We start from the raw sequence: 12,386 nt of genomic DNA, 5'->3' as shown, positions 1-12,386 counted from the left end.
TTCCCTATATTTAAACTTTTATAACTATTCCACCCACTTGTACATCCGTACATAGTCGACCTGCATGGCTGCAGGGAACACGGTATCGTCTACACCATGTTTTCCGCCCCAGTTACCACCTACTGCTACATTTAACAATAAATAGAATGGTTTATCAAAGGGCCATTCAGCAAAGGTTTTATGTTCATTGAATCCCTGGTAATATACTTTTCCATCTAACAGGAATGTGATATTATCGGGTGTCCATTCCACTCCGTACACATGAAACTTGCTGTATGGATCTTTGATGAATACACCTTTTGTTTTTTGTGTGCCGATGACATGATTATAGGTTTTGCTATGCAGGCTCCCGAAGATGCTATCCTTCATGTAGCCAACATGTTCCATGACATCGATCTCGCCACTTGCCGGCCATCCTCCATAGGAATTCCTGGTTGGCATCATCCATATGGCTGGCCAAAGCCCTCTGCCGGCGGGGAGCTGGGCTCTTACTTCCAGCTTTCCATATTTCCAATCGCCTTTGTTCCTACTGGTCATTCTGGCGGATGTATATTTATTATCGCCGCCACCGGTATTCCTGGCGGTGATATACAGGAACCCATTTTCTACTTTGGCGTTGCTGGTATCAGCAGCGGTGTATAGCTGCAGCTCATTATTTCCCCAGCCTGAACGTCCGGTTTCGTAGCCCCATTTGGTGCTATCGGGCAGTCCTTTGTAGTTAAACTCATCACTCCAGGTCAGCTTCCATTTTGTATGACGCCTGGCAGACGGCGTTTGCGCCTGGCTCCATTGGAAGGAGCCAAGCACAAAACATAAAGAAATTGTATAAACGCTGATTTTTTTCATTTACTATAATTGCGATGCTTAAAAACGATTTGATGTTAAATTACTTGAGCTTCGGATTTACGTCTTCCTGCGCCTGCGGAACAGGAATGTATTCACTTTGTCCCTTTACAAAACCCTTCAGCACAGTGGCTGCCTGATCTGTTCTCAACAGGTCATTGAATCTTTCGCCCCACCATTCGCATATCAGTTCGGCATGGCGTTCGTCCAGTAATTGCGTCAGGGTAACATTGGAGATGGAGGCCAGTTTTGCCCGGTTCCTTACCAGGTTTACCTGGGCGTCTCCATTTTGTCCTTTGCGGATCTTTGCTTCAGCATTCATCAATAATGCTTCGGCATAACGCATTATCCGGATATTGTTATTGGATCCATAAAAATCTATCCTGTCGGGCGTCATTTGCGAGCGGGGGAAATAGGCCTTTCCATTAAAGTATTTCTTTCTTGATGCGTTGCCGGATATGGTATCCCCATCGGGTGTAACAGCATAAGTAGAAGGATCTCCATTGATGCCGCAATACTGAATGGCTGTTTTTAAACGGATACTGTCGTTACGTGATTTCAGGAAATCGACTGCCTTTTGTGTGGGCACCATCCAACCCGGACCGGTAATCACCGGGCTATAGGTGTTTTCAGGACCCTGGAAGAAAAAGAAATTTCCCCATTCTTCGCCTACGCCGCCGGAATTCACCACGTCGCCGGTCGCCTTGCCGAAATCGGAATATTGCAATTCCAAAATGGCCTCATCACATAATTTACCAGGCCTTTTAAACAACTGGTAATAATCGCTGAATAAAGAGAACTGGCCGCTGTTGACAATCTGGTTAGTACAATCCAATACCACATCCCAATATTGACTGCCATTATTGTTACCAGCCAGGTCCATAGCAGCCTTGGCCTTTAACATTAAAGCGGTGTATTTGGTAACGCCTCCCATATGTACGGCTGCATTAGGCCTGGCATCTTCCAGGTTCGCGATGCAGAAATCCATTTCTGAGATAATGTACTTATTTACATCTTCCACACTACTTTTTGTAGCATCACCCAGTTTGGCGGGATCGGTAGTTTCTATACCAAGTATAGGTACGGCCCCGTAACTGCGGCAAAGCCAAAACTGGGCAAGCGCCCTGAAGAAACGAACTTCCGCCTGGTATTGCGCCAGCTGCTTGTTTTTGGCCGCATCGCCGGCAGGAATATTTTTTCCAAATTTTTCCAATTCCACCAGCGCGTTGTTAGCGCCCATCACCACCGCATACATACTGATCCACATATCATTAATGCCCCAGTAACTTTTTACAGTTACATCAGTTTGAAAATTATGGATACCTACCTGGCCAGCGTCATCATTCCCGGGTTCTATATCATCACTTCGCTCCGACCGGATGGCAATACTGATCCATTTCCCAAAAGTACCGCTGGAGGCTGTTCTATAAACGCCTGATACCGGCTGGTACATCTGCGACAAATCGGAATAGTTGACAGTGGCTATCTGAGGCTGGTTTTCCTTTGGACGATCCAGGAACTTGGAGCAGCCGGAAGATAACAGTACTACTGTAATTAATATTGATATATAACTTCTCATGTTTTTCTTTTTTAAATTTCTCTAACAGATATCGATGAACCACCTTTTAGTTTTACCTAAAAAGTAGCTCTGACACCTAAGCTGTAAGATGAAGAAACCGGGTAAACATTTGCATCATAGCCTGAAACCGCGTAACCACGGTCTGTATTTGTACCCACTTCAGGAGTAAATCCATTATACTTTGTGAAAATAAATGGCCTGTCTGCAGTAGCAAATACCCTCATAGCGATAGGTGACTGTTTGCCTACATTGAAATTATATCCCAGTTGAATATTCTGCACGCGTAAATAAGCGCCACTTTCTACAAAGAATGAGTTACTTACTTTAAACCATCCCGATCCTAATGCATAGGCTGAGGGGTATGAATTTGTTGAGCCAGGGCCAGTCCAGAGGTTGCTGGCAAATTTCTCGTCGATGTTAAGGGAGCTGGAAGCTTTGTAAAGCCGTCCACGGTTAAGGTTGAATATCTTATTTCCTGACACACCCTGGAATGCCACACTGAAATCGAAGTTTTTATAAGTAAGCCCTACATTAAAACCGTAAGTAAATTTCGGCAGATAGCTTCCCATATTAACACGGTCCTTATCATCGAGCACGCCATCACCATTCTGATCCTTATACTTGGGGAAACCAGGCACTATAGGGTTAGCGGCTGTTTGATTGTAGTGCCGCGCAACCGGATCGTCATCTATCTCCTTTTGCGTCTGATAAATGCCGGTAAACTGATATCCGTAAAAATAATTGATAGGCTGTCCGACAACTATGCGATTAGGAAACTCCGCTGTCCACTCAGGAAAGCCGCTTGTTGAACTGGGAAGGGATCCCAGGCTGGTAACTTTATTTTTTAAAGTAGATATATTACCCCCAATCTGATATCCTACACTTCCTATTTTATCGTTCCAGTTCAGCACAATATCCCAGCCGGTGTTCTGCATGTCAGCCCAGTTGCCATAAATAGTACCATATGTAAAAGGAATAGGCCTGCTAAGCGCAGCTTTGCTTGTTTGCCTGTTGTAATAGTCGACAGATCCTTTTAACCTTCCTTTTAACATTTCAAAGTCAACACCGCCATCCCATTCGGTTACCACTTCCCAGGTAACAGATGTAAACAATCCGTTCACGGTATAACCGGGTACATATTGCCCGACGGCTCCGGCTGTGCTACCGAAAACAGCAGAATTGTTATTTCCGGATTTTACGACGGCGTATCCGGCATTGGAACTCACACCATCGTTACCCAGCTGCCCCCAGCTACCCCTGAGTTTCAGGTAGTCGAAGATTTTCTGTTGCTTCATAAAGGCTTCCCGGCTGATTACCCATCCAAGACCTACAGAAGGGAAATAACCCCATTTTGTCTGGTACTTCGAACTTCCATCAGCGCGGAAGGTAGCAGTAAGCAGGTATTTATTATCGTAGTCGTAGGTACCACGGGTAAAATAGGAGATACCGGCATTGCGGGTACCATCTTCCCCATAATAGGCTGCATTCAGCGTTCCTATTGCCGGACTGGCATACCAGGATTCTTCTACATTTGGTACATTATCCGCTCCGGTCTTGGTTTGACGCCACCGCTCTTCCCGGGTCGATTGTCCCAGTAATAAGCTCCAGTGATGCAAGCCTTTACTGTCGCGGTAGGTAAGCAGGTTATCCAATATATAATTGGTAGTCCGTTCCTGGATAGAAGTCAGGTGCGATACCGTTAAACCGGCGCCGGGCCCCAGGTTCATCGCAGGGCTGTACTGAGTTCCCAGTAGCGAGCCGTATATCTCGCTCAGCTGGGATCTGAAAGTGAGTTTATTATCCCAGAAATTAGCTTCTGCATATAAAGTCGGCAATATCTGGAATGCTTTAGACCTGTTATAATTATAATAGGCACTGGCAGCCGGGTTTTTATCGTCCGGCCGGCCTATTACGGAAGCCGCGGTAAATTTAACCGGGAAGGCATTCACGTTGGCACTGTCGTATACCGGGAATAAAGGCGAGGCTGTATAGGCATCCAAAAAGGCGCCATTGTTAGGGGTGAACGTAATGGAATTATTGAAAATTGCCGAAAACCCAACCTTAAGCCAGCTCAATGCCCTGGCTTCCAGTTGCAGGCGGCCGTTGTATCTTGTAAAATTGTTCTGGGCGTTCATGATACCATTCTGATAGGTATAGTTCAGGCCCATGGAGTAACTCACCTTGTCGCTTCCGCCCTGGACGTCAATTCCATGATTTGTTATCATGGCACTTTTTCTTAATATAACATCATACCAATCGGTGCTGGTGGTTGGGTTGAGCCCCGAGCCGCCGTACCGTTGAGAAGATAATAAAACGGTACCGGTATCGGCAGCTGATTGCCGCCCGAGAGAAAACGCAGTATATTGTTTCCCGTTAGCCATTTTGAGCACATTGGTTGGCTTCTGGACGCCTACATAACCGTTATAGGTGACGCGGGTCTTCATATTAGTTTTCCCCTTTTTCGTGGTGATCAGCACCACGCCGTTAGCGGCACGTACCCCATAGATAGCGGCGCCGGATGCGTCTTTCAGGATCGACATCTCGGCAATGTCATTAGGGTTGAGGAAACTAATATCGCTTACGAACATTCCATCCACTACATATAGTGGATTTTCGTTATTAAATGATCCCACGCCCCTGATACGAACATTCGGAGCACTGCCCGGTGCGCCGTTGGTAACTACCTGTACGCCTGGCACACTACCCTGCAGGGCTTCCATGGGATTAGTGGTAGTGCGTTTCAGCATTTCATTTGTATTCACGGTTGAAATCGGGGCAGTGAGATCCCCTTTTTTCTGTGTGCCGTACCCTACTACTACTATCTCATCCAATTGGGCCCTGGAGGCCGTCAGTTGGACATGCAGGGTGCCACCGGTGATGGCAACTACCCGGTTCAGAAAGCCTATTGCTGATACAACAACAGAGTCAGCACCCGAGGGTACAGAGAGCGTAAATGCTCCGACTTCATTTGTAGCGGTACCTATAACCGTACCTTTTACACCTATTGAGGCTCCTATGACAGGTGCATTTTTGTCATCTGTCACGGTACCTTTCAATAACTTGTTTTGAGCATTGGTTGTAAAATGGCCGATAATAGTAAGTACAAAGAAGATAAAAATTCTGAAGAACTTTTTTTTCATACGTAAAATTTAGTTTTTGGCTCGTTTCTCGATAAGTGGATTGCAGAAAAACAAATGTAGGGTGGCAGGGCAGAAATTGTTCAGAAAGTACTACTTCAATACTACTTCGTACTACAGAATTCTATATTTTTACTACAAAAACTACTACTACAATACTACTACATCAGCAGGTAGTACCTGAGTTATGAACAAGATTTTACCGATTGTCCTGTTTTTCATTGGGCTATTTTCGATAAGCAGTAATCCTGTGCATGCGCAAAATGGTCCGGGGCTTCCGGCTGTTGTCAACTACTCAAAATTTGATTACCACGCAGGCAGTCAGACCTGGGAAATCGGACAAGATAAGCAGGGAGTGATGTATTTTGCCAATAATGAAGGCTTATTAACTTTCGATGGTAGTCACTGGAAATTATATCCACTGCCCAATAACACCGTTATCTGGTCTCTTGCAGTTGGTGATGATGGGAAAATATATGTAGGCGGTCAGGATGAAATAGGCTATTTCTCTCCCGGGCTTAATGGCATATTGGCATATACCTCTTTAAAAGATAAAATTCCGGAACAACATAAAAGGTTTGCAGATGTATGGCATATTGCCATCCTGGGAAACAGGGTTTTCTTCCAGGCAGAAGAGCGCATTTTTGAGTATAATGGCAACGCAGTTCATGTTCATGTATCCAATTCCCAATGGTTATTCATGGCACGGGCCGGGGATCAGCTTTATGCTTCAGACCGTGTGACGGGGTTACTACAACTTCATGAAAATGAGTGGGTGCCGGTAGCCGATGGTAAAAAGCTGGCGGGAGTGCTCGTTGCTGGTATACTTCCAATGAGTAAAGACAGTATTTTCATCATCTCCAGAACGAATGGTCTTTTTATATTACACAATGGTTCCATCACTCAGCAACATAATAGCTGGCCCAATAACCTCTACATTAATTATGCTGCCAGAATAAGCGATACTGAATTTGTCATGGCCTCTTCCTCCGGCGGTTGCGTGGTCGTTAATATAAAAAACGATGTGTGGCAAAGCTTTTCCGATACCCAGGGACTCCAGAACAACAATGCCCTGAGCGTTTTCCCGGATGCCAGCAAAAACTTATGGACAGGATTGAACAGCGGGATCACCTATATAAGTTACAACTCCGCCATCAGATATCTTCAAATAGGTAAAACAAACAACCTGCCCGGCTATTCAACACGAATTTTTAATAACAGGCTCTATGTAGCTACTTCAAACGGATTGTATGCTGCTCCTTTAGAAAATAATAATGATATCCATATAACGAAAGAAGATTTCTCCCTGGTTAAGAACACCGACAATTGCGAAGCCTGGAACCTTAAAGAAGTAAACGGTCATCTGTTATTGGGCAACGACAGAGGAAGTTATGATATACAGGGAAACGAGGCCAGGATGCTTTCCGGAGGCGCCGGCTGCTGGTACTTCCTGCCCATGTCGTCTGTTTATCCTGCACAGGATATCATAGTAGGTACTTATAGCGGTCTTAAACGGCTTCGGTATGAAGGGAACAGTTTTAAAGATGAAGGAAAAATGGACGGCCTCAAAGATTCATACCGTTTTATGGCATTGGACCATAGTGATGATGTGTGGGCTTCGCATCCGTATCGCGGTATTTATCGCTTTCGTCTTTCACAAGATAAGAACAAATACACTTCACATCTCTATACAGCTAATGACGGATTGCCTTCTACCCTGAATAACTTTATTTTCCAGATAAAAAATCAGATCCTCTTTGCTACCGTCCACGGCATTTACGAATTCAATGCTTCCACCAACAGGTTTGTTCCTTCTAAATTTCTTGCTGATGTTTTTGGGGGCATGAAAGTGCGATACCTGGCGGAAGACGCGGAAAATAATATCTGGTTTTGCAACGAAAAGGGAACAGGCGTTGTGCATCTTCTACCAACAGACTCCGCCAACAAATATACGGTCACATACTTTCCGGAATTAGCCGGTCAGCTGTTACCCGGATTTGAAAATATTTACCCTTATAACCCGGGGAATACTTTTATTGGTTCGGAAAGAGGGGTCATACATCTTGATTATCAAAAATACTTATCTATAAAACCTCCGGTAACCGTTCGGATAAACCTGGTAACCACCACCGGAAAAGCTGATAGCACAATCTTTGGCGGATATCGCAACAGCCAGGAAATACTACAATTACCATCTAACTGCAATGCCTATCATTTTGAATATAGCTCACCGGTATATGAATCTCAGAAGAGTATTGAATATAGTTATCAACTCACAGGCTATGATAGTGATTGGTCGCCCTGGGATGCTAAAACGGCAAAAGACTATACTAACCTGTCAAATGGCACCTACACCTTTAAAATAAAAGCGCGTGACAGCAGACATACCGAATCCGCTGTTGCATCCTACAGCTTTATCATAAAAGCCCCCTGGTATAAAACTACCTGGGCCATGCTCGGCTATATGGCCATTTTCGCCGGGTTGATATTTTTAGTACACAGATACCTGAAGTACCAATTGCGGACCCAGCAGGAAAAATTTGAAGAAGAACAAAAAAGACTGAAGTACATCCATCAATTGGAGCTGGAGAAAAATGAAAAAGAAATCATCAAGCTTCAAAATGAAAAACTGGAACAAGAGGTATTACTCCAGAAAAAGGAATTGGCCAATACCAGTATGCATCTGATGGAAAACACTGATACTTTAACGAAGATAAAAGAAAAGGTATCGCGCCTTAATAATGAGGATGACATTAAAAGTATTACTGACCTGATCAGGGATACGGAAAAGATCAATGCTAACTGGGATGCGTTTGCAGCGCACTTTGATGACCTGAACGACGGATTTCTGAATAAGCTGAAAAAGCAATATCCGCAGCTTACCCAAACGGATTTAAAGATGTGTACTTATATTAAGCTGAATTTAACGACCAAGGAGGTAGCGCAGCTGCTGAATATTACGGTGCGGGGAGTGGAAGTAAGCCGGTACAGGATCAGGAAAAAGATTGGGCTGCAAACGGAGCAGTCGTTGAGTAGTTTTTTGAATCAGATTTAGATAAAAGTGTACTTCAAGGGCGCTTAGCCATATAGTTCTATCGGCAACAATACAAAAATAAATTCAAAATTTCATTGCTCTATTGCCGGTAACGGCATATTTTAGCGAAATATATGAAGTACATCTCAGTAAGTGAATTTGCAAAGAAATAGGGGCTACCTGAAAGAACCGTGCGCCATCATTGTGCCGCTGGTAAAATAAAAGGCGCCTTCCTCACTGGTAAAACCTGGAATATTCCAGCTGATGCATTGTTGCCTGAAAAAGGGAGCAAGAAAAAAATCAGTGGCAATAGGATAAGTATAAAGCTGTTCTTAAGTATTTTGAGATTGGGTTTGCCTGAAGGCCTGTTAACGGCGATGTATTTTTCAGTTGATAGTATTTAAGTGTGGCTGCCACAAAAGGAAGCTTTCTCTTTCGGGGCAGCCACATCGGAAATAGCAATTATTTCAGTTTATCGCGACAGTACAAAATTTACGCGTACAGCTACAGGTGTTGTACCTGCGGTAAATCTGAATGGTTTACCGTAAAGCAGCCAGCCGCTGGCAGCTATTCTATGGCTCTCACAAAATAAGATATAATGGTATTCCCTGTAATCGTTCCACTCTGCGCTTTCAACAATACATTACCATTTCCCACCCCAAACGTCAGCACGTAAGTGGCGCCGCTATTAAATACAATAGTGAAAGCAGTACCGCTTTGGGTGATGGTAACTCCTGCTCCGCCTGCTGCTTTGCAATTGTAAGTGATCCCGTTATCTACACCGGTATATATGGTAAATGCAGTACTGGAACCGGTTCCTGCCGGTGTATTCAGAAAGAAATCTATCATGCCGGCATTCCCCATGCTATTACCATTATTCAGGTTAACACCTGTAGTACTGATATCGGTGAATGATTCGGTGTTGATGAATAACTTTAGTTTATTAAACTTAGCCACGGGCAGGCTTGACCAGAAATTGAAGCTGCCCCCTCCGTTTTGTACATCCAGCGTGGCATTCGGTGTGCCAGTGGCGCCAATTTTTGTTTGCGCACCAAGCACTTGTACGCATAACACGGAAATAATGATTAAAGAGATGTATTTCATGTTACTTGTTTTTAAATAGGCGTAAGGAGAAAGTTTATTGTTTCATGATATTTTTTGTAGTGATAACGTTTCCGGTCTGATCTTCCACACGAACGATGTAACACCCGCCTGACAAGCTTTCCAGCGGCAGAAATAACGTGTTGGACCCTGCCACTCTGTACTGCAGTAAACGGCCTTGCAGATCAAACAGCCTGATCACATGCCCCTTCTTTAATCCGCTTACCTGTATTTCATATTGTGCAGGATTGGGAGCAACTACAATATCCTTGTCAGGCGTTTTATTATGGTTCAGCATTTGCATGATTGGCTGCGCCAGAGGAGCTGCTTCATTGATTTTAGCTATACCCAGAGCTGTGTAAATGCTATCGGGGGAAATAGTTCCCTGCAACGTGCTTCCGGCTGTATTACCGTTGGCAGTAGCAGTAACGCTGAGTGGTATCCATTGTTTTCCGTTCCATCCGGCAAGCCGCAGTGCGGTGGCACTTGCAAAAGTGCTGAGGTCGGGCAGGGAAACGGTAATTGTTAGCGCATTGGTGTTGGCGCGGTTGCTGATCCAATCCCAGCTGCCCCCTGTATACAGGGCCACTATATTTCCGCCCAATGCCGCCCCCTGTACAGGATGTGTGCTACTATCCGACGGATCAATGGTACTGGCAGGATTACCTTCCAGCCAGGCTACGGCTATTTCTGTAGTTGCCGCAGAAGGAGCACTGATTTGCACAGTGCGGAGCGCGGAACCATTGCCCAGCGGAAATGTAAAGGCGCTGCTGCCCTTTTTGCTGACATAGCCGTTTACATGCAGACTATTGCCGGGTGTTGCATTCAGTATTGCATTGCTGCCAAGGCGGATAGCCCCGTATTTATGGCGACTCATCACGGTAGTAGTGATACCGTTGTTCAGCGTCAGTTGCTGCCCCACATCAATTCCACTGGTATTGGAGATGCTGAAAGCAGCGCCGTTGTTCAGCTGCAGCTGTCCAAAAGCTGGCGCTGCGCTTCCGGTAATTTCCTGCACACCGCTCATTCCCGCAGGCCCGGTAAAAATATCGTTCCCTGTTGTTGCATCGTAGGTGCCATTGTTGGTGAATGTTTCAGCGGAGATGCCTGCATATATAGCGGTTCCGGTATTCACCATTATTCCTGTATTGAAAAACCTGTTCTGCCCATTCCCGCTTCCACCGCCTCCACCCGGCCGGCCGCCCGCGTATTCATATACACCATCATCCACTGCTACGCCCTGCTTACGGTTACTTCCATCCATATCTGTTTCGCCGGGAGCCGGGTTGTATCCCGGGTCACACGCGTCAATGCAAACGGATCCTCCCTGAAGATGAAAATCGGGTGCACCTGCATTCACAAACATCGGATCTGTGAAAGATGAATTGTTGTCCATACCACTACCCGAACGGTACGCGTACAGATTGTTGTAAGTGGTACCCTGATAAATAAAGTTGGTCGATGCAGATGCCGCGTAGTAAGCGTTGTATGACATTTGCAAATTGACAGGTGTATCATCTATATATATCACATTAGCGCCGGTGTTGGTGGTGTAAAAAATATTATTCTTCACCACCAGATTTTGGGAATTATAGATTGCCAACTCGCCCTGAGCACGCTTGGCAGCCAATTGCGCATTACCGTAAGTGGTGTTATTGGTGATACTGCAATTACGGATGATCCTGTTCTGTGGCGACCATCCCGCTACTCCTATGCCGTAACCATCGTTTCCGTAGGCAATATTATCCCGTACTATATTGTTCCCCACAGTATTGTTGGCTTGTTCACAGCCAATAGTAATACCACAGGCATTGTGGTGTACAATATTGCGCTCCACCAGCATATTGGAGCTTCCGTCGAGGTAAACACCTGCGCCCCCCTCCACAAGGCTTCTGCAATTGTACACGAGATTACCGCGGATAATACCGTTCCGGGCGAAGTCCGTAGCCGGATTTTTCGACTGCCCCCAATGGCCGGAAGCATCTATACCGATATTACCAGTATTGGTGACAACGTTGTTGGAAACAGTAAATGTATCCACATTGCCGGTGATGCCGATTGCTTCCGTCCAGCCAGTGCGGCAATCGGCGATCAGGTTACTATCAATCAGCAGCTGTGAAATGGCCTTCGCAGAATCATAACCCGCTACGGAAATAGCTCCCGCATATACGTTTGGCGGATACGTGGTGGTATCGGCACTGGCATACAGATTTTTGATACTGTTGCCGATGATGCGTATATGATGGGTAGGGCCACGCCAGCCGCCGGATTGCACTGATATTCCGGCGGAAACAGAACCGAGGCAGTTCCGGAACTGCAACCCTCTTATTTCTACATAGCTCACCCCGTTGATTCTCATCAATACTGCCGGCTGGGCGTTGCCATTAATAACCACCGGATTAGCATCATAATTTCTAAAAACCGTATAGGCGCCGGGGTTACCAGATACATTGATTTCAACCTGCTCTATATAAGTTCCTCCCATGATATAAACGGTACTGCCGGCGGGAGCACTATTGGCTGCCTTCTGGATCGTTTTCCAGGGCTGTGCCTGTGTACCGGGATTGCTGTCGTTTCCCGCAGGCGATACAAACAGGCTCGTTTGCCCCATCGCTGTGGCGGAAAGGATGATCTGCATACACCAGCAAAACCATCCCAGGCAAATACTGCGCATAAGCGTTTTCATTTAGTT

Annotated in this window: 7 protein-coding genes; 2 read left to right on the top strand and 5 right to left on the bottom strand. The window is 45.5% G+C overall.

Translation table 11 applies throughout. The features are described 5' to 3' along the window. Window positions 1-24: 24 nt before the first annotated feature. From UNH61_RS04765 to UNH61_RS04755, 3 genes are read right to left on the bottom strand one after another with little or no spacing between them, the layout of a single operon-like run. Window positions 25-846 (bottom strand): glycoside hydrolase family 16 protein, encoded by an 822-nt coding sequence (locus tag UNH61_RS04765; protein WP_326990979.1) that lies wholly within the window; start codon window positions 844-846, stop codon window positions 25-27. 40 nt (window positions 847-886) lie between these two features. Then, window positions 887-2,422, bottom strand: a complete 1,536-nt coding sequence (locus UNH61_RS04760) for a RagB/SusD family nutrient uptake outer membrane protein (RefSeq protein ID WP_326990977.1) — start codon at window positions 2,420-2,422, stop codon at window positions 887-889. A gap of 56 nt (window positions 2,423-2,478) precedes the next feature. After that, complete coding sequence (locus UNH61_RS04755) at window positions 2,479-5,562, bottom strand: TonB-dependent receptor (protein ID WP_326990976.1); 3,084 nt, start codon at window positions 5,560-5,562, stop codon at window positions 2,479-2,481. A 184-nt stretch (window positions 5,563-5,746) separates the two neighbouring features. Between UNH61_RS04755 and UNH61_RS04750 the strand changes: the two genes are divergently transcribed. Both UNH61_RS04750 and UNH61_RS04745 read left to right on the top strand, forming a co-directional pair. Beyond that, complete coding sequence (locus tag UNH61_RS04750; protein ID WP_326990975.1) at window positions 5,747-8,614, top strand: triple tyrosine motif-containing protein; 2,868 nt, start codon at window positions 5,747-5,749, stop codon at window positions 8,612-8,614. 170 nt (window positions 8,615-8,784) lie between these two features. Further along, entirely contained in the window at window positions 8,785-8,997 is a 213-nt protein-coding gene (locus tag UNH61_RS04745) for a hypothetical protein (RefSeq protein WP_326990974.1), read from the top strand. Window positions 8,998-9,160: 163 nt separating this feature from the next. Here the strand turns inward: UNH61_RS04745 and UNH61_RS04740 are convergent, their stop codons facing one another. Beyond that, window positions 9,161-9,697: a hypothetical protein gene (locus UNH61_RS04740; protein WP_326990973.1), complete on the bottom strand. Its 537-nt coding sequence runs from the start codon at window positions 9,695-9,697 to the stop codon at window positions 9,161-9,163. 34 nt (window positions 9,698-9,731) lie between these two features. After that, complete coding sequence (locus UNH61_RS04735) at window positions 9,732-12,368, bottom strand: right-handed parallel beta-helix repeat-containing protein (protein WP_326990972.1); 2,637 nt, start codon at window positions 12,366-12,368, stop codon at window positions 9,732-9,734. Between the last annotated feature and the right edge of the window lie 18 nt (window positions 12,369-12,386).

The sequence above is a fragment of the Chitinophaga sp. 180180018-3 genome (assembly GCF_037893185.1).
Classification (GTDB): Bacteria; Bacteroidota; Bacteroidia; order Chitinophagales; family Chitinophagaceae; genus Chitinophaga.
This window is presented reverse-complemented; position numbering and strand designations above follow the sequence as displayed.

Bases quoted from the DNA above. Each gene is read 5' to 3' on its own strand.
- UNH61_RS04765 (WP_326990979.1), bottom strand. From the start codon at position 846: ATGAAAAAAATCAGCGTTTATACAATTTCTTTATGTTTTGTGCTTGGC.
- UNH61_RS04760 (WP_326990977.1), bottom strand. From the start codon at position 2,422: ATGAGAAGTTATATATCAATATTAATTACAGTAGTACTGTTATCTTCC.
- UNH61_RS04755 (WP_326990976.1), bottom strand. From the start codon at position 5,562: ATGAAAAAAAAGTTCTTCAGAATTTTTATCTTCTTTGTACTTACTATT.
- UNH61_RS04750 (WP_326990975.1), top strand. From the start codon at position 5,747: ATGAACAAGATTTTACCGATTGTCCTGTTTTTCATTGGGCTATTTTCG.
- UNH61_RS04740 (WP_326990973.1), bottom strand. From the start codon at position 9,697: ATGAAATACATCTCTTTAATCATTATTTCCGTGTTATGCGTACAAGTG.
- UNH61_RS04735 (WP_326990972.1), bottom strand. From the start codon at position 12,368: ATGCGCAGTATTTGCCTGGGATGGTTTTGCTGGTGTATGCAGATCATC.